This window comes from Prauserella salsuginis, from assembly GCF_024648885.1.
In the GTDB taxonomy this organism is placed as follows: Bacteria; Actinomycetota; Actinomycetes; order Mycobacteriales; family Pseudonocardiaceae; genus Prauserella; species Prauserella salsuginis.
On the sequence record NZ_JANBBF010000009.1, the window covers coordinates 330124 to 350695 of the forward strand.

The 20572-nt window shown below is 70.1% G+C and carries 22 protein-coding genes and 1 tRNA gene; 10 read left to right on the top strand and 13 right to left on the bottom strand.

Going from position 1 to position 20572, the window contains the following annotated elements; genetic code table 11:
- Positions 1–51: 51 nt before the first annotated feature.
- A complete protein-coding gene (locus tag LY40_RS08310) occupies positions 52–1209 on the bottom strand; it encodes an FAD-dependent oxidoreductase (RefSeq protein ID WP_258936439.1) in 1158 nt (385 codons plus the stop codon).
- Positions 1210–1344: 135 nt separating this feature from the next.
- On the opposite strand from LY40_RS08310, the gene LY40_RS08315 reads away from it, so the two are divergent.
- Entirely contained in the window at positions 1345–2142 is a 798-nt protein-coding gene (locus LY40_RS08315) for a thymidylate synthase (RefSeq protein ID WP_183780710.1), read from the top strand.
- Entirely contained in the window at positions 2139–2612 is a 474-nt protein-coding gene (locus LY40_RS08320; RefSeq protein WP_183780707.1) for a dihydrofolate reductase, read from the top strand. The genes LY40_RS08315 and LY40_RS08320 overlap by 4 nt, the downstream gene beginning before the upstream one ends.
- Before the next feature lie 122 nt (positions 2613–2734).
- Here the strand turns inward: LY40_RS08320 and LY40_RS08325 are convergent, their stop codons facing one another.
- Genes LY40_RS08325 through LY40_RS08335 form a run of 3 tightly spaced genes read right to left on the bottom strand, consistent with a single transcriptional unit; the run spans position 2735 to position 6066 of the window.
- Positions 2735–4189 (bottom strand): SDR family oxidoreductase, encoded by a 1455-nt coding sequence (locus tag LY40_RS08325; protein WP_258936440.1) that lies wholly within the window; start codon positions 4187–4189, stop codon positions 2735–2737.
- Positions 4190–5080, bottom strand: a complete 891-nt coding sequence (locus tag LY40_RS08330) for an NAD-dependent epimerase/dehydratase family protein (protein ID WP_258936441.1) — start codon at positions 5078–5080, stop codon at positions 4190–4192.
- Between the two features lie 2 nt (positions 5081–5082).
- Positions 5083–6066 carry an SDR family NAD(P)-dependent oxidoreductase gene (locus LY40_RS08335; protein WP_258936442.1) on the bottom strand — a complete coding sequence of 328 codons (984 nt, stop codon included), beginning with the start codon at positions 6064–6066 and terminating at the stop codon, positions 5083–5085.
- A gap of 141 nt (positions 6067–6207) precedes the next feature.
- Between LY40_RS08335 and LY40_RS08340 the strand changes: the two genes are divergently transcribed.
- Together LY40_RS08340 and LY40_RS08345 are read left to right on the top strand one after the other, a co-directional pair.
- Positions 6208–6681 carry a MarR family winged helix-turn-helix transcriptional regulator gene (locus tag LY40_RS08340; protein ID WP_258936443.1) on the top strand — a complete coding sequence of 158 codons (474 nt, stop codon included), beginning with the start codon at positions 6208–6210 and terminating at the stop codon, positions 6679–6681.
- A gap of 139 nt (positions 6682–6820) precedes the next feature.
- Complete coding sequence (locus LY40_RS08345; protein ID WP_258936444.1) at positions 6821–7321, top strand: TspO/MBR family protein; 501 nt, start codon at positions 6821–6823, stop codon at positions 7319–7321.
- Positions 7322–7416: 95 nt separating this feature from the next.
- Here the strand turns inward: LY40_RS08345 and LY40_RS08350 are convergent, their stop codons facing one another.
- Genes LY40_RS08350 through LY40_RS26360 form a run of 3 tightly spaced genes read right to left on the bottom strand, consistent with a single transcriptional unit; the run spans position 7417 to position 10222 of the window.
- A complete protein-coding gene (locus tag LY40_RS08350) occupies positions 7417–8226 on the bottom strand; it encodes a citryl-CoA lyase (RefSeq protein ID WP_258936445.1) in 810 nt (269 codons plus the stop codon).
- Positions 8227–8228: 2 nt separating this feature from the next.
- Positions 8229–9434 carry a CaiB/BaiF CoA transferase family protein gene (locus LY40_RS08355; protein WP_258936446.1) on the bottom strand — a complete coding sequence of 402 codons (1206 nt, stop codon included), beginning with the start codon at positions 9432–9434 and terminating at the stop codon, positions 8229–8231.
- Positions 9431–10222 (bottom strand): IclR family transcriptional regulator, encoded by a 792-nt coding sequence (locus LY40_RS26360; RefSeq protein WP_258936447.1) that lies wholly within the window; start codon positions 10220–10222, stop codon positions 9431–9433. The genes LY40_RS08355 and LY40_RS26360 overlap by 4 nt, the downstream gene beginning before the upstream one ends.
- 173 nt (positions 10223–10395) lie before the next feature.
- Between LY40_RS26360 and LY40_RS08365 the strand changes: the two genes are divergently transcribed.
- The 3 genes from LY40_RS08365 to LY40_RS08375 are packed head-to-tail and all read left to right on the top strand — an operon-like array spanning position 10396 to position 13535.
- A complete protein-coding gene (locus LY40_RS08365; protein ID WP_183780679.1) occupies positions 10396–11427 on the top strand; it encodes a Bug family tripartite tricarboxylate transporter substrate binding protein in 1032 nt (343 codons plus the stop codon).
- Positions 11424–12029, top strand: a complete 606-nt coding sequence (locus tag LY40_RS08370) for a tripartite tricarboxylate transporter TctB family protein (RefSeq protein WP_258936448.1) — start codon at positions 11424–11426, stop codon at positions 12027–12029. Before LY40_RS08365 ends, LY40_RS08370 begins: the two co-directional genes overlap by 4 nt.
- A complete protein-coding gene (locus LY40_RS08375; RefSeq protein ID WP_258936449.1) occupies positions 12030–13535 on the top strand; it encodes a tripartite tricarboxylate transporter permease in 1506 nt (501 codons plus the stop codon).
- Positions 13536–13607: 72 nt separating this feature from the next.
- Here LY40_RS08375 and LY40_RS08380 read toward each other — a convergent pair whose 3' ends face one another.
- Together LY40_RS08380 and LY40_RS08385 are read right to left on the bottom strand one after the other, a co-directional pair.
- Positions 13608–14156: an AAA family ATPase gene (locus tag LY40_RS08380; RefSeq protein ID WP_258936450.1), complete on the bottom strand. Its 549-nt coding sequence runs from the start codon at positions 14154–14156 to the stop codon at positions 13608–13610.
- Between the two features lie 236 nt (positions 14157–14392).
- Positions 14393–15013: a hypothetical protein gene (locus LY40_RS08385; RefSeq protein WP_258936451.1), complete on the bottom strand. Its 621-nt coding sequence runs from the start codon at positions 15011–15013 to the stop codon at positions 14393–14395.
- 183 nt (positions 15014–15196) lie between these two features.
- On the opposite strand from LY40_RS08385, the gene LY40_RS08390 reads away from it, so the two are divergent.
- Positions 15197–15772, top strand: a complete 576-nt coding sequence (locus LY40_RS08390) for a dihydrofolate reductase family protein (protein ID WP_258936452.1) — start codon at positions 15197–15199, stop codon at positions 15770–15772.
- A 139-nt stretch (positions 15773–15911) separates the two neighbouring features.
- Here LY40_RS08390 and LY40_RS08395 read toward each other — a convergent pair whose 3' ends face one another.
- On the bottom strand, positions 15912–16472 hold the full coding sequence (locus LY40_RS08395; protein ID WP_183780659.1) for a MarR family winged helix-turn-helix transcriptional regulator: 561 nt from the start codon (positions 16470–16472) through the stop codon (positions 15912–15914).
- A gap of 35 nt (positions 16473–16507) precedes the next feature.
- Here LY40_RS08395 and LY40_RS08400 point away from each other — a divergent pair, with 35 nt between their 5' ends.
- Together LY40_RS08400 and LY40_RS08405 are read left to right on the top strand one after the other, a co-directional pair.
- On the top strand, positions 16508–16897 hold the full coding sequence (locus LY40_RS08400; RefSeq protein ID WP_221212664.1) for a hypothetical protein: 390 nt from the start codon (positions 16508–16510) through the stop codon (positions 16895–16897).
- A 73-nt stretch (positions 16898–16970) separates the two neighbouring features.
- A complete protein-coding gene (locus tag LY40_RS08405) occupies positions 16971–17522 on the top strand; it encodes an HD domain-containing protein (protein ID WP_258936453.1) in 552 nt (183 codons plus the stop codon).
- 312 nt (positions 17523–17834) lie between these two features.
- On the opposite strand, the gene LY40_RS08410 is transcribed toward LY40_RS08405, so the two are convergent.
- The 3 genes from LY40_RS08410 to LY40_RS08420 all read right to left on the bottom strand — a co-directional run bounded on the left by LY40_RS08410 (position 17835) and on the right by LY40_RS08420 (position 20502).
- Positions 17835–18473 carry a TetR/AcrR family transcriptional regulator gene (locus tag LY40_RS08410; protein ID WP_258936454.1) on the bottom strand — a complete coding sequence of 213 codons (639 nt, stop codon included), beginning with the start codon at positions 18471–18473 and terminating at the stop codon, positions 17835–17837.
- Between the two features lie 2 nt (positions 18474–18475).
- Entirely contained in the window at positions 18476–20149 is a 1674-nt protein-coding gene (locus LY40_RS08415) for an ABC-F family ATP-binding cassette domain-containing protein (RefSeq protein WP_258936455.1), read from the bottom strand.
- Between the two features lie 277 nt (positions 20150–20426).
- Positions 20427–20502: transfer RNA gene (locus tag LY40_RS08420), tRNA-Gly, on the bottom strand.
- Positions 20503–20572: the final 70 nt, after the last annotated feature.

The following is a 20572-nucleotide window of genomic DNA, read 5'->3' on the forward strand; positions in this document are numbered from 1 at the left end:
GGAGGGACCGGCTCGACGCGCAACCGGCTCCACGGCCCGCTCGCGAACCTCTCAGGGCGGTGTCCAGTCCAGCGTGGCGTCGAACGCGCGGAGTGCCAGGGCGTCCGGGACGGCACCGACGAGCGCGTTCCGGACCGTGGTCGTCGTGCGGCCGCGCATCCCCGCCGCCCTTCCTGCGCTGCGGGAGCGGCGCGCCAGCCGATGCACGCGGGGTAGCCGTCGACGGTCGTAGACCCGCAGCCGCTGGGCGATGTCGCGATCGGCTCCGGCGGCGAGGGCACTGGCGAGCTCGACGGAATCCTCGAGGGCCTGGCACGCGCCCTGGCCGAGATTCGGGGCCCAGGCGTGCGCGGCGTCGCCGACCAGGACGGCTCGCCCGTGGACCAGGGTGCGCAGCGGGGCGAGGTCGGCGAGTTCGTTGACCAGCAGCTGCGACGGTTCGACACTCGCGAGCAGCTGCGGCAGCGGGTCGTGCCAGGAGGCGAACCGGTGACGCAGCCACGGCAGCGCCTCGCCGGGCCCGGACGGGACCCCCGAGGCCACGGGCACGACCAGGAAGACGTAGAGCCGCCCGTCGGGCAACGGCGCGATTCCGGCGTAGTCGCCGCGTCCCCAGCTTTCCCCGCCCTCCACGTCGCCGGGGTCGGCGAGTCGGCCGATGAACCGGGCGGCGAGCATGCCGGTCGAGCGAACCCTGGCGCGTGACCACAGCGACCCGCGCACCGCGCTCCCCACACCGTCGGCACCGATCACCACGTCGCCTCGCACGGATTCGCCGTTGCCGAGGGTCACGGCCGTATCCGGGTCGGCGGTGTCCGCGTCGACGCCGCGTACCTCCGCCGAGGTGCGAACCCGGACGTCGCGGCAGGCGTCCCGCAGCGTCGCCAGGAGTTCCCCGCGTTCGACGACCACCATGCCGTCGCCGAACCGGGCGGCCAGCGCGTCGGAATCGGTGCGGGCGAGCCACCGGCCGCGACTGTCGCGGATCCCGCCCGAACCCTGCACCAGCCCGAGACCGCGGATCCGCTCGCCGAGGCCGAGTGCGTCGAGCGCCCGCAGCGCGTTGGGCCACAGCGTGATCCCGGCACCGACCTCGGAGATCGACGGTTTCCGCTCCAGCACGGTCACCTGCCACGAGCGGCGCTGCAGCGCGACAGCCGTGGCCAGGCCGGCGATTCCGCCACCCACCACGACCGCGTGTTCCGACATGGGTTCATCATGCCCCGCGCTCGCTTACCCTCCGCGCGGTACCGCCCGAACCCGCTTCGCGCCGCTGCCTACGCCCGCCCGTCTCCCGCCACCGCCCAACCGGACACGCTGCGCGTGACTGCCTAGGATTCAGGCATGCCGGATACGCAGTATGAGAACTTGCTTCAGCACGTGCTGGAGGGCGGTGCCCGCAAGGCGGACCGCACCGGCACGGGCACACGGTCGATCTTCGGTCACCAGCTGCGCTATCGGCTGTCCGACGGGTTTCCGCTGATCACGACGAAGAAGGTCCACTTCCGCTCGATCGCCTACGAACTGCTGTGGTTCCTGCGCGGCGACGCCAACGTGACGTGGCTGCGGGAGAACGGCGTCACGATCTGGGACGAGTGGGCCGCGCCGGACGGTGACCTCGGCCCGATCTACGGCGTGCAGTGGCGGTCGTGGCCGACACCCGACGGCGAGCACATCGACCAGATCAGCGAGGTGCTGCGCACGCTGCGCGAGAATCCCGACTCCCGGCGGATCATCGTGTCGGCGTGGAACGTGGCCGACATCCCGCAGATGGCGTTGCCGCCGTGCCACGCGTTCTTCCAGTTCTACGTCGCCGACGGCGAGCTGTCCTGCCAGCTGTACCAGCGCAGCGCGGACCTGTTCCTCGGCGTGCCGTTCAACATCGCCAGCTACGCGCTGCTGACACACATGATCGCCGACCAGGTGGGCCTGCGGGTCGGCGACTTCGTCTGGACCGGCGGTGACTGCCACATCTACGACAACCACGTCGACCAGGTCCGCACCCAGCTCTCCCGCGAGGCGCGGCCGTTCCCGACACTCAGCCTGAAGCCCGCCGACAGCCTGTTCGACTACACCTACGAGCACTTCGACGTCGACGGCTACGACCCGCACCCCGGCATCAAGGCACCGGTGGCGGTGTGATCGGGCTGATCTGGGCGCAGTCCGCGAACGGCGTCATCGGCCGCGACGGCACCATGCCGTGGCATCTACCGGAGGACCTCAAGCACTTCCGTTCGGTGACCGACGGCGCGACCGTGCTCATGGGCAGGCGTACGTGGGAGTCGTTGCCGCCCCGGTTCCGGCCGCTACCCGGTCGGCGCAACCTCGTGTTGTCGCGTACCCGGCAGGAGGGCGCGGAGACGTTCGCGGACCTGTCGGAGGCACTCGACGCGGCGTCGGGAGACGTGTGGGTCATGGGCGGCGCGGCCGTCTACCGGGCGGCGTTGCCGATCGCCGACCGCGTCGTGGTCACCGAGATCAGCGAACACTTCGACGGCGACACGACGGCGCCGGACGTCGGCAGACCGCCGGACTCCGCAGGACCGTGGCTCGAGTCGTCCACCGGACTGCACTATCGGATCCTCGAATGGGAAGGGCCTGGCCGGGGCTGATCCGCAGTGGCCGACGGGAGGAGAGCGATGCAGCCGGAGCAGGTGAGGAGTCCGGCTCACCCCGCGCGGCCGGACGACTGCGTCGCCGGGCCCGCCATCGCCATGACCGGACTCGCGGCGGATCAGGTCGCGTTCGCGGCACCCGTGATGTTGCGGGCCATGCCGCCGAACACGATGTCGTGGAAGGGCGAGATGGCGCGCCAGTACAGCTGGCCGGCAAGCCCGTGGGGTTCGAACAGGGCTCGTTGCCGGTAGCGTGCGCCGTCGCCGTCCGGCTCGACGGCGAGTTCGAGCCACGCGCGGCCCGGCAGCTTCATCTCGGCGCGGAGCCGGAGCAGGTGTGGCCGTTCGATGGCTTCGACGCGCCACCAGTCGAGTGCTTCGCCGAGGTGCAGCTCGTGGGGGTCGCGGCGACCGCGTCGCAGGCCGACGCCACCGGCGATCCGGTCGGCCCAGCCGCGGACCGACCATGCCAGCGGGAACGAGTACCAACCGTGTTCGCCGCCGATGGCTTCGACGACCTCCCACAGTTGTTCGGGCGTGGCGTCGGTGCGGCGCTCGCGGACGTCCCGGTACATGGTCCCGCCGGACCAGTCGGGGTCGGTGGGCAACGGGTCGGACGGCGCGGCCGGCCACGTCGCGTCGGACCACCGAGTCGGGACCTCGCGGTCGCGGATACGGGTGAGCGCGAGTTCGAGCGCCCGTTCGTAATGCAACAGGCCCTCGGCGGGCGGAGCGATGTAGGCGTCGATGTCGTGTTCACGGCGAACGACTTCGTGGACGAGCGATTCGATCAGCGGGATGCCGATGCTGCGCGGTACCGGGGTCACGAGGTTCACCCACTGGGCGGACAACCATGGAGTCAGCACGGGGACAGGGAGCACGACCCGCCGGGGCAGGCCGGACACGACCGCGTAGCGGCGCATCATCTCGAGGTACGTCAGCACGTCGGGTCCGCCGATGTCGAACCGGCGGTGGACGTCGGCGGGAAGTTCGGCCGCACGGGTGAGGTAGTGCAGTACGTCCCGCACGGCGATCGGCTGGATGCGGTTGTGGACCCATCGCGGCGCCACCATCACCGGGAGCCGCTCGGTGAGATACCGCAGCATTTCGAAACTGGCCGAGCCGGATCCGATGATCACCGCCGCCTGCAGCGCCACGGTGGGCACACCCGAGTCGAGCAGGATCTGCCCGACCTCGTCCCGCGAAGCCAGGTGCTCGGACAACGGCTCGTCCCCAGCGGGCGTGATGCCGCCGAGGTAGACCAACCTGGACAGACCCGCCTCGCGCGCGGCCGCAGCCACGTTCTCGGCGGCGGCCCGGTCGACCCGCACGAAATCGGACCGATGCAGTGCGTGCACGAGGTAATAGGCCACCTGACTGTCCGCCAAGGCGGCGGCCATGTCGGACGGATCGGTGACGTCGCCGCGCACGAGCTCGACCTCGTCTCGCCACGGCACTTCGTCGAGTTTCTCGGGACTGCGGGCCACGACGCGCACCTCGTGTCCCGCCTCGAGCAGTTCGGGCACGAGCCTGCCGCCGATGTACCCCGTCGCACCGAGCACCACACAGCGCATTCATCGACTCCCTTCACAGGCGATGCGATAGCCCTCGCGATAGGTCGGGTAGGCGAACGTGAAGCCGCTCGCGCGAAGCCGCCGACCGTCGCAGCGTTTGCCGGGCCCCCGCGCGGACTGCTCGTCGATGACCGGGGGCTCCGCGACGCCCAGCTCCGCGGCGATGAAACGCAGCACGGCGCCCCGTTCGGCCGGTTCGTGGTCTACCCCGAGGTAGAGCGGATCGGGCCGGGCCACGCGGCTGGTCAGGTGCACGATCGCGGCGGCGGCGTCGTCGCGGTGGATGCGGTTGGTGTACACGGGCCGGGAGTGGACGGTCGCGGTGCCGTCGCGCACCGAGGCGACGAGACGCCCGGGGCCCGGCCCGTAGAGTCCGGCCAGTCGCAGCACGATCGCATCCGGCCGCCACTCGTGTAGGCGTTGTTCGGCGACGCGTAGTTGTTCGCCGGTAGCGGTGTCGGGGTCGGCGGGGGTGTGCTCGTCGACCAGCGTCCCGTCTCCCTCCCTGTAGACCGCGGTCGACGACACCAGCAGCACCCGTGGGCTGCCGGGCACGTCCCGGTCGATCGCCGCGAGCACGTTCTCCACACCGTTGACGTAGGTGTCGCGATAGGCGTCGGCCGTGCGGTCGTCGGCGGTCAGGGCCACGACGACCACGCCGGTGTCGCTGGGCAGGCGGGGTTGCTCCGTCCGCAGGTCGACGGCCTGGCCTTCGACGGTGGCCGGTAGCAGGTCCGGGTGGCGACGCAAGCCGAGTACCCGGTAGCCGTCGCCGGCGAGCCGCACCGCGACGCGGGTGCCGAGGTCTCCGCAGCCCGCGAGCACGGCGGTCGGCGCAGGGCGTGCCGACCCGGACGGGTTCGGTGTCTCGTTCGGTCGGTCCGTCGGCACGGTCAGTCCTCCCGGTCCTGGTCGATGCCGGCGGCGTCGAGGCAGTGACGCCAGGCGCGCCGGACGGTTCGGGGGTCGTCACCACGGCCCGGCAGATAGTGGTCCGGTCGCGGTCTGCGGTCGTGCCAGAACCGGCCGGACGGCGGTGCGGGATGTGTGGCTGCCAGCCACACCGCGGTGTCGGCGCCTTCGGCCGGGCTGCGCAGCAGCGGCGCCATGACGCGCTGGAAACCCGGGAGCGAACCGGTGACACCGGGGGTGTCCACCCAACCGGGATGCAAGGAGTGCACGCCGATCCTCTCGGCGGCGTAGCGCTGGGACAGCAGTGGTGTGAACGCGACCTGGAGTCGTTTGGTGCGGGAGTAGGCCACGGCACCGCGGTAGCGGCCGTGCCGGTATTCCAGATCGTCGGCGGGTATCGACTGGGTGTACATGCCGCCGGAGGAGACGAGCAGTACGCGCGCATCCGTGGACCGGGCGAGGGCGGGTCGCAGCCGCTCGGTCAGCCGCAGTGGCCCCAGCACATGCGTGGCCAGCGTGCGCTCGTGGGATTGCGGCGTCTCGGTGCGTTCCTGCGGCAACACCCCGGCGTTGTGCACCAGTACGTCGATCACCGGGTGATCGCGGCGCACCTGTCCGGCACACCGGTCCACGTCGTCGAGGTCGGCCACGTCGCACCGGGCGACGTGAACGTCGGCCTGCGGAACGGTCTGCAGGACGGCGTCGCGGGCACGCTCGCCCCGCGACTCGTCGCGCACGAGCAGCAGCACCGTCGCGCCGAGCCGTGCGAGTCCGATCGCGGTGGCCCGGCCGAGTCCGGCGCTCGCCCCGGTCACGACCGCGGTCCGGCCTGCCAGTGCGTCGGGCGCCGGATCGGCGGGCCAGTGTCGTTGCCGGAGCCGGTAGCCGAGCCGGCTGTAGCCGGGCAGCACGGTGCGGTCGGCGAGTACGTCCGCGAGACGGCTCAACCGATCAGTGCCGGACATGTGACACCACTCCCGAAGTGTGGGGCCTGCGGTTCGGTGCCGCAGTGAACCGCGTCCCTGAACCAGGCCCACTGCTAGAAATTCTAGCTATACCGCCACGCTAGCTGCACATAGCTAGTTTTTCTAGCTATCATGCTGATCGTGGTGGACGAACGGACCGGGCGAGCGGTGGGTCTCGAGCTGCGGCGGGTCCTGCAGGCCGGGCGCGAGATGCAGGCCGCCCTGGCGCGGCGACTCGGCGTGCGGGTGACCGACGTGCAGGCCATGGATCACGTGGCCGCCACGGACGAACCCGTCGGCACCGTCGAACTCGGTGACCGCCTCGGCATGCGGTCTGCCTCGGCGGCTGCGCTGGTGGGACGGCTCATCGAGGCCGGGCACGTCGTCCGAGAGCCCCACCCTGCGGACCGCCGGCGGGTCGTCCTGACACCGACCGTTCACGGCCGGGCGGAGGTGCGCGATCAGCTCGCACCGATGTTGGACGAGCTGACCGCCGTCATCAGCAGGCTCGACGATTCCGAGGCGGCCACGGTGCTGTGGTTCCTTCAGCAGGCCGGTGCCGTGATGCGGTCCTACGCCGCACTGGACACCGACGAGGCGGATCGCGGGGACTGAGCCGCAGTCGCCCGCCGTCTCACCGTCCGTTGCTCGACAGCGCCACAGGCCGGCAGGCGACACCGGCCTCGAACGTCGCAGGCCGGCAACGGTACGGCCTGAGGTACGGGCCGGAAACGTTCGGACGAAGGAGAGCGCGATGACCACACCCTGCCCGGCCAGGCCCGTGCTGCGTGACGTCGGCGGTGCGGTGGCCTTCCTGGTTTGCGTGGCGATCGTCGCCGTGGTCGGATCCGTGGCGGCGAGCTCGTCGAGTCAGCAGTACGCGGCGCTGACCACGCCGCCGTGGGCGCCGCCGCCGTGGCTGTTCGGTCCGGTGTGGACCGTGCTGTACCTGATCATCGCACTGTCCGGCTGGTTGGTGTGGCGGCGAGCGGGTTCCATCCGCGCCGCGCGTGTCCCGCTCGGGGTCTACGCCGTGCAACTGGTGCTGAACATGGCCTGGACGCCGTTGTTCTTCGGTGCGGGCCGCTACGGAATCGCCTTCGCCGAGATCATCCTGCTCGTGGTGGCCGTCGGTTGCACCATCGGGGTCTTCGCCCGGATACACCGGGCGGCTGCGTGGCTGCTCGTGCCGTACGCGGTCTGGACGCTGTTCGCCGCGGCCCTCAACGGCACCATCTGGCTGCTCAACACGTAGCCCGGAGTCGACACCCGCGCGGTCCGGACTCTCGCGAACGTCGACCTGGAGCGGTGGTTCCGGCTGCGATGAGGTCTCCGCTGGGCGGTGAGGGCTCAGCGGGGCGGTTCGCGCAGGTCGGGGCCCGTGTAGTCGGCAAGCACGGAGCGTGGGACCGGCCCCTTGATCCTCGTTCCGCTCTGCCGCTCCTCCCAGGCATGGGCCAGGATCCCGACCGATCGCGACAGCACGAACAGTCCTCTCGCCAGCTCCGGCGTGAAGCCGAGTTCGCCGTAGATGACCGCCGTCGCCCCGTCGATGTTCATGGGAATGGGCTTGTTCGACTTCCGTGCCAGCTGCCGTTCCAGTTCCACCGCGGCGGCGAGGTGCTCACCGGCCACGACGCCGTCGTCGCGCGCCTGTGCGACGAGTCCGAGCAGCGGGTCGCGGCGCGGATCGCGCGGGTGGAAGCGGTGTCCGAAACCGGGCACGTAGCGGTGCTCGGCCAGTACGCGCTCGACGGCCGTCTCGAGCGATCCCGCCGCGGGGACACGGTCGCGGACGGTCTGCAGCACCTCCATGCACTGCTGGCCCGCGCCGCCGTGCACGTCGCCGAGTAGGTTCACGCCCGTGGCCATCGCGTTGTTCAGGCCGACACCACAGGTGGCTGCCATCCGCGCCGCGGCGATCGACGGCGCCTGCGGGCCGTGGTCCACCGCCGCGGTCAGCGCCGCCTCCAACAGTCGCGACTCCGGCTGCGTCGGCAGCTGGCCCCGCACCATCAACCACGCGATGTCGACGAAGGAGAACCTGCCGATCAGGTCCTCGATCGGGTAGCCGCGCAGCGCGATCTCGCCTGGCTGGATGCGCACCAGGTTCGTCGCCCAGTAGGCCGCCGCCTCGTGGCGTTCGCCGTCGACCGTCATGGTCACACCACTCCAGAGCTGCGTAGTTCGGTGATCTCGTCGGTGTCGTAGCCGAGGTCGGCCAGCAGTTCGTCCGTGTGCTCACCGAGCAGTGGCGGCGCACTGTCCGGGGCGGCTGCCTGCCCGTTCACCTGCACCCCGCTGCCCAGCACGCGCACGGTGCCGGAGTCGCCGCCGGGGAAGGGCAGTTCGTGCACCAGTTCGCGCTCGTGGACCTGGTCCAGTTCGAGGACCTCCGGTACGCCGAGCACCCGTGCCGCCGGAATCCCGGCGGCGGACAACGCCTGCTCCCAGTACTCCGCGGGTTTCGTCCGCAGGCCACGCTCGACCTCCTCGCGGAGCACCTCGCGGTTGGCCTTGCGGTCCTCGCGTGCGGCGAATCTCGGGTCGGTGCTCAGTTCCGGACGGCCGATCTCGACGCACAACGCCTCGAACTGCTCCTGTTTGTTCGCGGCGATGTTCAGGAATCCGTCGGCGGTCCCGAACGTGCCGGACGGCGCTGCGGTGGCGTTCTCGTTTCCCATCGGCCGTGGCTCGACACCGGCGATCAGATAGTTCGACATCGCCCAGCCCATCGCGGTCATCGCGGTGTCCATCATGGACAGATCGAGGCACGTCCCTTCGCCGGTGCGTTCCGCGTTCGAGAGCGCGGCACACACCGCGAACGCCGCCGTCATCCCGCCGAGGGTGTCCGAGATGGGGTAGCCGGCACGCAGCGGCGCGGTGTCGGTGGTGCCCGTGGTGCTCATCATTCCGGACAGCCCCTGGATGATCTGGTCGTAGGCGGGGCGGTCGGCCATCGGGCCGTGCTGGCCGAAGCCGGAGATGGCGCAGTAGACGAGCCGCGGGTTGAGTTCACGCAGCCGGTCCCAGTCGAATCCGAGCCGCGCGAGGACGCCGGGCCGGAAGTTCTCCAGTACCACCGCGCTGCCCCGGACGAGGTCGGCGAAGATCTCCTTGCCCTCGGCGCTCTTGAGATTCAGCGTCAGTGACCGCTTTCCGCCGTTCTGGGCGAGGAACGACGTGCCCAGGCGCGCCTGGTTCAGTTCGGCGTCCGCTCCGAGCTGCCGCGCCAGATCGCCGCTGCCCGGCGTCTCGACCTTGACGACGTCCGCCCCGAAGAGGGCGAGCTGGTAGCTGGCGTACGGCCCCGCGAGCACGTTCGTCAGGTCCAGTACCCGCACGCCGTGCAACAGTCCGCCGGTCATGCCCGTCCTCCGATGCCGATCCGCGAGATGCGGCTCGCCGCGTCCCGAACCTTCCCCTCGAAGTCCGCGACCGCCTCGGCAGTGAAGCGCGGAGTGGGCCCTCCGAGCGCCAGTGCGGCGAGGACGGCACCGTCGTCGCCGACGACCGGGGCGGCCAGCCCGGAGGCCCCGACCTCCCGCTCGCCGTGGCTGACGGCGCTGCCGCGGGCCGCGACCTCGGCGAGCTCGGCCCGGAGTTGGTCGATCGTCCGCCCGTGGGGGTCGAGCGCGAGGACCGCCGCGAGCGACCGTTCGTCCGCCCCGCTCAGCAACACCTTGCTCGCCGCCCCGCCCCACAGCGGCAGCTCGTCACCGACACGCACGATGTGCCGGACGCTGCGTCTGCCCTCCTGTTGCTCCACGCAGATCCTGGTCGTACCGGAACGCACGTAGAGGTTCACGGTCTCACCGCAGGCGTCGGACAGTCCGCGCATCACGTGGCGCGCCTGTTCCGGTACCCGCCATGCGGTCTGCGCGAGGCTGGCCCAGCGCAGCAGGCCAGGACCCGCCGAGATCCGCCCCTGTTCGCCGGACCAGAGCAGGCCCCGTTGCTGCAGGGTGTCGACGAGCCGGAGCACCGTGGTCTTGGCCAGGCCGCTCGTCTCGGTCAGTTCCCGCACGGTCCAGGTGGCGTGGTCCTCGGTGAACAGCGCAAGCAGATCCAGCGCGCGCACCACACTGCGGACCGGCGAGGCCTGTGCATTGTCTCCTGCGGCGCCGCCGGCCGGGGGGTCGTCGGTGGTGGGCACGCGAAATCAACTCCTGCACGGACATTGTCGCGGACGTGGTCGGGCTCTATAGTAGCGCACGGTCCGCACTGTGGTCATAAAAGACCGTCTAGTGGACCACGGAAGATGGACCGCGAAAAACGGTCCGCGGACTGGACCGCTGACGCGCCCGACGACGTACGCGAAGGAGCACCATGACCGCGAGTGCCTCCCCGGAGAGCGCGAAACCCGAGCGGCGAGCGATGAGACCACTGACTCGCGTCGTGGCGGCCGTCGCCACCGTCGCACTCGTCGGCGTTGCCGTGGTCGACGTCATGAGCAGCGCGGAGGCCGGTTCCGGACCCAGGGATCGGCTGAACATCACGGTGCCCGCCGCACCCGGTGGTGGCTGGGACAGCGTCGGCAGGGAGATCCAGTCCGTTGTGGACAGCAACGGCTACGTGAACACGACCGAGGTGCTGAACGTGCCGGGCGCGGGCGGTGCCATCGGGCTCGCTCGGGTCGTCAACCAGTCCGGCAGGGGTGACACGCTCATGATGACCGGCACGGTCATGATGGGCTCGATCGCGGCGACAGGTACTCCCCACGACCTCACCGACGTGACCCCGATCGCGCGGCTGGCCAACGACTACGGCGTCGTCGTCGTGCCCGCGAACTCGCCGATCAAGGATCTCGACGATCTCCTTCAACGCTGGCGCGACGATCCCCGATCGGTGGCGGTCGGCGGCGGCTCCGTCGGCGGAACCGATCACCTGCTCGCGGGCATGCTCATGGACGAGGCGGGGGCCGACCCCGGCGGGCTGAACTACATCCCGTACGCGGGTGGCGGCGAGGCCGTGGCGGGTCTGCTCAACGGCAGCCTCGACGTCGGCGTGTCCGGGTACGACGAGTTCGCGGCCCAGATCGAGAGCGGCGAGGTGCGTGCGCTCGGACTGTCGGCCGCCGAACCGGTGGACGGCATCGACATCCCGACGTTCCGGCAACAGAACGTCGACGTCGAACTGGCGAACTGGCGCGGTGTCGTCGCCCCGCCCGGGCTGTCCGACGGGCAACGTCGCGAGCTGGAAACCCTGCTCGAACAGGTCCACGGGACCGAGCAGTGGCAGGACACGCTCGACACGCAGGAATGGCAGGACACGTTCCTCACCGGCGAGCCGTTCGAGCGGTTCGTCGAACGCGAGACCGCCCGCATCACCGAGATCAGCAAGGAGCTGGGGCTGGCATGACGACCTCGACAACCCAGCGGCCCGCTGCCCGCGGCCGCAAACCACGCGGTGAGTTGATCGTCGCCGGTACGGTCGCGGTCATCGGCGTCGTCGTGCTCACGCGCACGGTGACGATGGACGTCCCGGACAACGGTGCGTTCCTCGGCCCGCAGTTCTTCCCGTACGTCGTTGCCGCCCTGCTGCTGGTGCTGAGCGCACTGCTCGTCCTGCAGCACGTCCGCAGGGAGCCCGTCGACGCGGGCGACACGGAGCCCGGCGACATGGACGCGGGCGACACGGACGACGGTGACACGGAGGCCGGCGACGGCGCGGCAGAGCGGAGGCTCGGCGGTCCGTCCGAATCGGACGCGCCGCCCCCGATCGACTGGAAACCGTTCGGGATGGTGGCCGCGACACTGGTGCTGCACGTGGTGTTGCTCGAACCGCTGGGCTGGCTGATCGCCGGTGCGGGACTGTTCTTCGGCGTCTCCTACGCGCTCGGTGGCCGCAACGTGCTGCGCGACATCGGGGTGGCGTTCGTGATGTCGGCTGTGGCCCAACTGGCGTTCTCCGCGGGACTGGGCATGGCGCTGCCCGCAGGGATTCTCGGGGCGGTGGTCTGAGTGGAAACCCTGTCACTGCTCGGTAACGGCTTCGCCGAAGCGCTCACGCCGGAGAACCTGCTGTGGTGCCTGATCGGCGTGATTCTCGGAACCGCGGTCGGAGTGCTGCCCGGCCTCGGCACCGCCATGGCGGTCGCGCTGCTCGTGCCGCTGACCTTCACGCTCGACCCCACGGGCGCGTTCATCATGTTCGCGGGTGTCTACTTCGGAGGGCAGTTCGGCGGTGCTACGACGGCGATCCTGCTGAACACCCCCGGCCAGAGCTCCTCGATGGTCACCGCTTTCGAAGGCTTCCCGATGGCCAAGAACGGCCGGGCACCGCAGGGGCTCGCCGCCGCGGTGATCGGATCGTTCGTCGCCAGCATCATCGCGGTGACGCTGGTCGTGTTCTTCTCCCCGGTGATGGTGGACCTCGCGGTCAGCTTCGGTCCTGCCGACTTCTTCGCACTGGCGATCTTCGCCTTCGTCGCTACGGCGGCGATCGTTTCCGGCAACAAACTGCGCGGTCTCACCTCGCTGGGACTCGGGCTGACGATCGCGCTCGTCGGCATCGACGAACAGTCCGGTGCGGTGCGCTTCACCTTCGGTTCCCCGCAGCTGCTCGACGGCATCAGCATCGTGGTCGTGACCGTCGGGCTGCTGGCCATCGGTGAGGTGTTGCACGTGGCGTCGACCGCGGGCAGGACCCCCGCCACGCAGACGATCACGCCGGGACGGCCGTGGATGTCGCGCCGTGACTGGGGGCGCTCGTGGCGGCCGTGGCTGCGCGGAACGGCCCTCGGCGTCCCGTTCGGCATCATCCCGGCAGGCGGCTCCGAGATCCCGACGTTCCTGTCCTACGGAGCGGAGCGCAACCTCGCGAAACGCCGCGGCGACAGCGAGTTCGGCAAGGGCGCGATCGAAGGCGTCGCCGGTCCCGAAGCGGCCAACAACGCCACCACGGCCACGTCCCTGGTGCCCTTGCTCGGCCTGGGGCTGCCGACGTCGGCTACCGCCGCGATCATGCTCGGTGCCTTCCAGCAGTACGGCATGCAGCCGGGTCCGCTGCTGTTCACCGAGGAGTCGGACCTGATCTGGGCGCTGCTGGCGAGTCTGTTCATCGGCAGCGTGATCCTGCTGCTGATCAACCTGCCGTTCGCGCCGGTCTGGGCCAAGCTGTTGCGCATCCCGCGCAACTACCTCTACGCCGGCATCGTCGTGTTCGCCACGCTCGGCGTGTACACGGCGAAGAGTTCGATCGTCGACGTCGTGCTGCTGTACGTGGTCGGAGCGCTCGGTTTCCTGTTGCGGCGTTACGGATTCCCGATCGCCCCCGTGTTGATCGGCGTGATCCTGGGCCCGTTGGCGGAAACCGAACTGCGTCGTGCCATGGCGATCGGACAAGGGGATGTCGGACTGCTGTTCGCGAGTCCCATCGCGTTGGTGCTGTACGGGTTGCTCGTGGTGGCACTGCTCGCGGGGCCGGCGGTCAAGCGCGTGCGCAGGCGGCAGCGCGTGGCGAGTTAGTCCCCGGTGACCCGGCTGGTCGGCTGGGCGGGTGCTCGGTCCTCGTCCGTGCTCGATCCGGGCCGGCCCCGGTCAGTCCGGATTCGACGCAGCCGTCCGGAATGTCAGCTCCAGCCCCGCGGCCGCGGTGTCACGGTCGACGACCGTCGTGGTGTGCCAGCCGCGGGGACCGGTGCGCAGGGTGGCCCGCATTCGCGGCAATCGCCGCAGATGCCGGGCGAACGAGCCCTTGCGCACCACGCGGCCCCTGGCGCGCTGCCCGGCCGCCGCGTCGGCTGGCAGGCAGTCGACCCACAGGAAGTGCCGCGGCCGCCGGCTCAGCACGCCGAGCGAGACCAACCACGCGCGCGTCGGCACCCCGGTCGCCGGATCGTGAACCACGACCGCGCCCCGCCGCCGCAGGATGACGGCGCTGACCGCCAACCGGTGCACCAGGTGCACCGCCGGTCGGTAGTAGGAGTACGGCGTGCCGGCAGGCAGCAGTGCCGCGAACCGGTCGCGGGTTCTGTCCGAATCGAGCATGACGAGCGGAGTGTCCGATTCGATGCTGCGCAACAATGTGCTCTTGCCCGAACCCGGCAGTCCGGCAACGACTATCAGGGCTCTCGGTTCGATCGCCATCCGCAGCACGTGCCGTCAACGCCCCCGGGTGATCGAACGTTCCGCGGCATCGGCATTCACGAGTCCCGCACGGTACAGGGCGCCGGGGTGACGTCGATTCCGGAGCGGGGCGCCGCGATCGGGGCCGCGGTGCGTGCCGGTGGGTGGCGTTCCGATGAAGTCGTCGGCGGTGGTGCGGGGAGCAGGTGTCGGCAGTGGCGTGGAGCCGCGACCGTGCAGGCGTGGAGCCGCGACGGTCAGCGGAGCGGGTACTGCGGTCCGTGGTGGTGCTGCGTGCCGTTCGGCGGCTGTTGGTCGTACGGCGGATGCTGGGGCTGCGACGGATGCGGGGGCTGCGGTGGATGTTGGGGCTGCGGTGGATGTTGGGGCTGCGGCGGGTGCTGCGGTGACGCGGCACGCGGCGCTTGCATCGGTGACGGAGCCTGGGTGGGCGCGGGCTGCCAGTGCCCGCCCTGCGTCCGGCCGGCTCGGCGAGCCGTCACCACGGTCGTCGGGTTGAGACCGGCGGCGGCCTCGTCGAGTGTGATGCGCTTCTTCCTGGTGAACGCGGTCGCCGACCAGAATCCGCCGCCGACGACCATCGCCGCGCCACCGCCGGTGAGCAGCCAGCCGGTGAGGGTGTTCTCCTCGGACTGGGCCTCGTAGCCGCGTTCATCGGTGGTCTCGCCGTGGCGGGTCTCCTCGCAGACCTCGCCCTGTTCCATGACCTGTCCGCCGCACGTGACGTCGTCGTCGTTCAGCGCGACGAACCCGCCGGCGATCATTCCCACGCCGACGACCGCGACGCCCACGGCCTGCACGCGTTCCTTGATCACCCGTGCGTTGACGTACCGCGTGTAGCGCGCATGAGCATTCAACGCCGAATCCTTCCTCGCCGGGTCGCATGAGGCAGCGGCAGGATCGTGCGATCGGCCCGTGGTCCCGCGGTGGTTCTCCGGTGGTGCCGTCGGGGTACTCGACGACGCCCGGAGTGTCGGTGCGGGCTGTTAGGTTCGCTGTCCTTCGAACTATGGGAGCTGACATGGGCTGCGGGAGCTAATGTGGGCAAGGTCGCCTGGGGATTCACGTGTTCGATCGACGGGTTCATCGCAGGGCCCGGACACGACATGAGCTGGATGTCGGCCGCGGAACCGCTGGCCGAGGGTGCGGTCGAACGGATGGCGGGCGAGGTCGCCGTGATCATCTCCGGCCGCGACGGTTACGACGCCGCACAGGCGCAGCGAGGCGAACGGGACGAGCTCACGTCCGAGCCCTACGGCGGCGCGTGGTCCGGCACCGAGTTCGTCCTCACCCACCGGCCGGAGGAGCTCGTCGACGACCCGAACGTCACCGCCATGAACTGCGACGTCGTCGAGGCGATCCGCAGGGCGCAGGAGATCGCGGGCGAAGCCGACATCCAGATCATCAGTGCCGACATCGCCAGGCAGGCACTGGAGCACGACCTCGTCGACGAGCTGCAGGTCTTCGTGGCGCCGGTGTTCCTCGGTGACGGCGTGCGGATCTTCGACGTACCCGGCGGCCGCAGGGTCGACTGGGAACTCGTCGACGTCCACGACGACAGCCCGCGTAGCTTCGGCCGCGTCTACCGCCCGAAACGCCCGTCGGCCGGGTCGTGACGCGGGCTCACGTGGCGGCCCTCTCGGGCCCGAGGAACGGCAGCAGGTCCGGGTGTGTGCCGCGGGCTTCCGGCAGCGTGTTGCGGTGCAGGTCGTTCATCTGCCGGTTCGAATGCGCGGACCTTCATGTGGCCGCCCCTCATGTCGGGCCTTCGAGTCGCTCGGCGTGGCGGGTGTTGATGTCGGTCAACGCGGCTGCGATGCGTACCAGCAGTGCGGCCTCGGCGGGCGAGAGCTCGCCGAGTGCCGCCGTCGCGTCCGCGCGGACAGCGTCCCAGGTGGAGGCGCGCAGCCGGCCGTGGCCGGTCGAGACGCGTAGTACGTAGCCGCGACGATCCGCCTCGTCGGTCTGCCGGACGACGAAGCCGCAGCGGACCAGCCGGTCGGCGACCTTGGTGATGGCCGCCGGGCTGAGCCTGCTCCGCTCGGCAAGGTGTTGCGGCCGCATCGGCCCCTCGCGCTCGAGTATCTCCAGGCAGCGCAGATCGTTGCGCCCGATTCCGTACCGCTCGGCGACCCGCTCGAGCAGCACGTCGTGCGAGGCGTGCAGGGCGCGCAGCGCATCCAGGACCGCCGGGCCCGCGACGTCCGGTTCCGACGACTGCCCTGTCGGAACGGTCCCGGCCGCTGCGCTCACCCCGCCTGTCTCGGCCGGCTCCGAGGCCGGTGCCCTCGAGTTCCGTTCCGCTGCGTCCGCCATTCCCGAAATACTACACGATGTGTAATATTCACGCCGTGAAACAACTGAGGTGGTCGGTTGTCGCCACGGGGCTGTACGTGCTCTGGGGTGTGCTTCACGTCGGTCTCGGAGTGTCGATGCTGGCCGGAGCCGGTCTCCTCGCGCCGGCCGCGGAGGCTGCTGCCGAGAGTGCGATGTTCTTCGCGTGCGCCGTCGTGCTCGGCTGTCAGGCCATCGCGGTCGCGATCACGATGAACCGGACGAACAGCCGACGGGGGTACTGGCTGAACCTGCTCGTACTCGGGGCCGTCGACGCGATCTTCATTCCGGTCATGGTTGTCCCGGGGCACGTCGATCCGCTGGGAGGTCTGTCCGGTCCGCTCGTGTGGCTGGCAGCTGCCGCCGCGTCGACCGTCGCACTGCTGCGCGAGCCGATCACCCGCTGAGGGTTTCGGGCGCGACGCCGGCCGCTTTTCGCTAGCCTCGCCGGGGAGACGGCAGGTGGAGGTTCGGCGGCTCATGAGTGATGATCGGCTCGCGGCGTTCGGGTACGAGCTCGGCGTGCTCAAGCGCATCCGCCGTGCCGGTTGGTGGCAGGCGGGCGTGCGGGACCCGGAGTCCGTCGCCGAGCACACGATGCGCGTCGCCCAGCTCGCGGGCCTGCTCGCCACGGAGGAGGGTGCGAACCCGGAACGTGCCGCCTACCTCGCACTGTGGCACGACACGCAGGAGACCCGCACCGGCGACCTGCCCCACTCGGCGAAACCGTACGTCGACAAGCCGGACCCGCGGCGGATCACCGCCGACCAGACGTCCGCACTGCCGCAGCCCGCCCGTGACAGCGTGCGCGGCGCCGTCGACGAGTACGAGAACGCGGCCAGCGCCGAAGCCCGTTGCGCCCGCGACGCCGACAAGCTCGAAATGTTGCTCCAGGCCGTCGAATACCGTCACATCGGTGTCGCAGGCGCCGGCGAGTGGATCGACAGTGCCCAGCGGACCCTGACCACGACCACAGCCCGCCGGGTCGCCGAAGCCGCGCTCACCCTGTCGCCGCTGGCGTGGCGCGAGTGACGAGCCCGCGGGCCGCCCGCGAAACCTGAGTAGTTTCACTCGCCCCGATCGCGGGGTTTCCCTGAAGCCCGGGCGCCCGTGGTCGCGACATCGTGGACGCATGGTCACAGCGCAGCGCCCGGCACGATCCCGACGCCGACACGGTGGGCGGTCGCTTCGCTGAATCCGTGGCCCGGTTCGAGGGGGAATCACGAGGGGGAGGAACCGGGCCACGGGGTCCGGAGGGGAACAGAGGGGGAGCAGTGGAAGAGGCCTCGTGCGCCGCACGGGGCCTCTTCTCATTTTCCTCCACATCGATGTCCTCCACGTCGATCACGGGGTGTCTTCGAGCGAACCGGTACTCCCCGCGCTCGCCGTCGGACCCGGGACCAGGGCTTCCAACTGCGCCCGAAGTGTCGCCCGGATGACATCCGGCCCGAACTCGCTGTGCGGGGTGACCGCCTCGACGGTCATGCCGCTGATCAGTGCCGCCAATCGGGCGCTCTCCGTTCCGGGAGCACGCACACCGAGCGCCTGCAATGCCATCTGCAGTACATCGGCGAGGTCCGTTCCCATGCGTTCCGCCATCTCGTGGAACACAGGTCTGGTCCGGGACGCCATCACGAGTTCGACCACGACGATCGTTTCGTCGCGCCGCTGCTCGTCGAGTGGCAGTACCTCTTCGATGAGCGCCTGAACCGCATCGAGGGCATCGGTGCCTCGCAACTCCCCGAGCTGTTCGACCGGATGTTTCGCGAGCCGTCGGGCCATCCGGTCGCCTGCCTCCTGTGCGGCCGCGGCGAGCAGGTCGAGGTGCCCGTCGAAGTAGTGGCGGACCGAACCGATGTTGAGCCCGGCCTCCTCGGCGACCTTGCGCAGCGACAACCCTTCCAGCCCGGCCGCGACGACGATGCGGAACGCGGCCTCGATCACCTGTCGGCGCCTGTGTTCGGGCTCGATCCGTGGCGGCATGGTCAGGTCCCTTTCCGTTCGGCTGTCGGCTCGTCCCAGACGGCAGCCACGCTTTCGCCGACCGTCCCGTCGGAACCGAAGACGAGGAAACGATCGAAGTCGCGGGCGAACCAGCGGTCATGGGTCACGGCGATCACCGTGCCTGCGAACGCGTCCAGCGCCTGCTGCAGCGCTTCGGCCGAAACGAGATCGAGATTGTCCGTCGGCTCGTCCAGCAGCAGCATCGTCGCCCCGCCCAGTTCGAGCAGCAGGATCTGGACCCTGGCCTGCTGGCCTCCCGAAAGCGCGTCGAAGCGCTGCTCGGCAACCCTGGCGAGTTCGTAGCGGGCGAGCGCTCTGGCCGCGTCCTCCCGTGGCATTCCCGCACGGTGTTCGTCACCGCGATGCAGAATGTCGAGCAGGCTCCGCCCCACGAGATCCGGCCGCCCCCGGTTCTGCGCGAACCAGCCGGGCCGGACGCGCGCGCCCAGCCGTGCCGAACCGCTGTGTTGCACCGGATCGATCGCCATGCCGCTCACCGGCGCATGCCCCGGCTCCGGGTTGGTGCCGCCCGCGGCGAGTAGCCGGAGGAAGTGCGACTTGCCGGAGCCGTTCGAACCGAGCACCGCGACACGGTCGCCGTACCGGACCTCCACGTCGAACGGACGCGTCAGACCGGTCAGCTCCAGGCTTTCGCATACGAGCGCCCGTTTTCCGGTCCGGCCGCCGCGCAACCGCATTGCCAGCTGCTGCTCCCGAGGATTCTGCTGAGGTGGTCCGGCCTGCTCGAACCGTTCCAACCGCGTCTGCGCCGCCCGGTACCGGGAGGCCATGTCCGAGTTGTAGGCGGCCTTCTGCTTGTACAACCGCACCAGGGAGCGCAGCTTCTCCCGCTCCTCGTCCCAGCGCCGCCGGAGTTCCTCCAGGCGTTCGAAACGGTTCGCGCGGGCCTGGTGATAGTCGGTGAAGCCGCCCCCGTGCAGCCAGGTCGTGTTGCCTGCTGTACCGAGCTCGAGCGTCACGATGCCGGTGGCGGTCCGTGCCAGCAGCTCGCGGTCGTGGCTGACGAAGAGCACGCCCTTGTCGGTCTCGGACAGTCGTTGTTCGAGCCACCGCTTACCCGGCACGTCGAGCGAGTTGTCGGGCTCGTCGAGCAGCAGCAGTTCGTCGGGCCCTCTGAGCAGCGCTTCCAGGATGAGCCGTTTCTGCTCCCCACCGGAGAGCGTGTCCACCGGTCGATCCCGGGCCTCGTCGAACGACAGTCCGAGCGCTGTCGTCGTGCAGACGTCCCACAACACCTCGGAGTCGTAGCCGCCCGCATCGCCCCAGGTGGTGAGCGCCGACGCGAATGTCAGCTGGGTGTCCGTGGTGTCCCGTTCGGTCATCCTGGCTTCGGCGCGCGCCAGCCGCTCGGACGCGTGTCTGATCGAGGGTGGGGAGACGGACAGCAACAGCTCCCGCACGGTCGTTCCGGTCACGAACTGGCGCATCACGCCGAGCCGGCCTTCGCGGGCGACCGCTCCGGTATCAGGGGCGAGCTCGCCGGTGATGATCTTTAGCAGCGTGCTCTTGCCCGCTCCGTTCGCCCCGATCAGCGCGATCCGCTCGCCGGAGCCGAGATGCAGCGTGGCATCGCTCAGTAGCGGCCTGCCGTCGGGGAGCGAGTAGCCCACGGCTGCGACGTCGAGATGAGCCATGACTCGAAATTATCACAGCTGTGATAAATGCAGGTCGCACGCGGGTGATGTGACGGGCGGTGCCGGAAACCGGGGTGAACGAAGGTCCGGAGACGTGAATCAGCCCGGGTGAAACGAGGCTCACATCGGAAGAGTTCGGCACGAGAGGGTCCGGCTACGGGAAGGTCCCGCCAGAATGAGGCTCGAGTACGGGGAGGTCCGAGCGCAGGGAGGCTCGAGTACAGGGAGGTTCGAGCACGAGAAGAGGCCCCCGTGCACTGCACGAGGGCCTCTTCGGTGGAGCGGACGACGGGACTCGAACCCGCGACCCTCACCTTGGCAAGGTGATGCGCTACCAGCTGCGCTACGTCCGCATGTGGACTTGTCCACTTGATGAAGTTCTCGGTGTATTCGGTTCCGGCGTGCCTTCCCCGTTACGCCCCA

What these genes read in the sequence shown, in the direction of transcription:
- LY40_RS08310 (WP_258936439.1), bottom strand. Translation starts at nt 1,209, where the DNA reads ATGTCGGAACACGCGGTCGTGGTGGGTGGCGGAATCGCCGGCCTGGCC.
- LY40_RS08315 (WP_183780710.1), top strand. Translation starts at nt 1,345, where the DNA reads ATGCCGGATACGCAGTATGAGAACTTGCTTCAGCACGTGCTGGAGGGC.
- LY40_RS08325 (WP_258936440.1), bottom strand. Translation starts at nt 4,189, where the DNA reads ATGCGCTGTGTGGTGCTCGGTGCGACGGGGTACATCGGCGGCAGGCTC.
- LY40_RS08335 (WP_258936442.1), bottom strand. Translation starts at nt 6,066, where the DNA reads ATGTCCGGCACTGATCGGTTGAGCCGTCTCGCGGACGTACTCGCCGAC.
- LY40_RS08345 (WP_258936444.1), top strand. Translation starts at nt 6,821, where the DNA reads ATGACCACACCCTGCCCGGCCAGGCCCGTGCTGCGTGACGTCGGCGGT.
- LY40_RS08350 (WP_258936445.1), bottom strand. Translation starts at nt 8,226, where the DNA reads ATGACGGTCGACGGCGAACGCCACGAGGCGGCGGCCTACTGGGCGACG.
- LY40_RS08355 (WP_258936446.1), bottom strand. Translation starts at nt 9,434, where the DNA reads ATGACCGGCGGACTGTTGCACGGCGTGCGGGTACTGGACCTGACGAAC.
- LY40_RS08365 (WP_183780679.1), top strand. Translation starts at nt 10,396, where the DNA reads ATGACCGCGAGTGCCTCCCCGGAGAGCGCGAAACCCGAGCGGCGAGCG.
- LY40_RS08370 (WP_258936448.1), top strand. Translation starts at nt 11,424, where the DNA reads ATGACGACCTCGACAACCCAGCGGCCCGCTGCCCGCGGCCGCAAACCA.
- LY40_RS08380 (WP_258936450.1), bottom strand. Translation starts at nt 14,156, where the DNA reads ATGGCGATCGAACCGAGAGCCCTGATAGTCGTTGCCGGACTGCCGGGT.
- LY40_RS08395 (WP_183780659.1), bottom strand. Translation starts at nt 16,472, where the DNA reads ATGGCGGACGCAGCGGAACGGAACTCGAGGGCACCGGCCTCGGAGCCG.
- LY40_RS08405 (WP_258936453.1), top strand. Translation starts at nt 16,971, where the DNA reads ATGAGTGATGATCGGCTCGCGGCGTTCGGGTACGAGCTCGGCGTGCTC.
- LY40_RS08410 (WP_258936454.1), bottom strand. Translation starts at nt 18,473, where the DNA reads ATGCCGCCACGGATCGAGCCCGAACACAGGCGCCGACAGGTGATCGAG.
- LY40_RS08415 (WP_258936455.1), bottom strand. Translation starts at nt 20,149, where the DNA reads ATGGCTCATCTCGACGTCGCAGCCGTGGGCTACTCGCTCCCCGACGGC.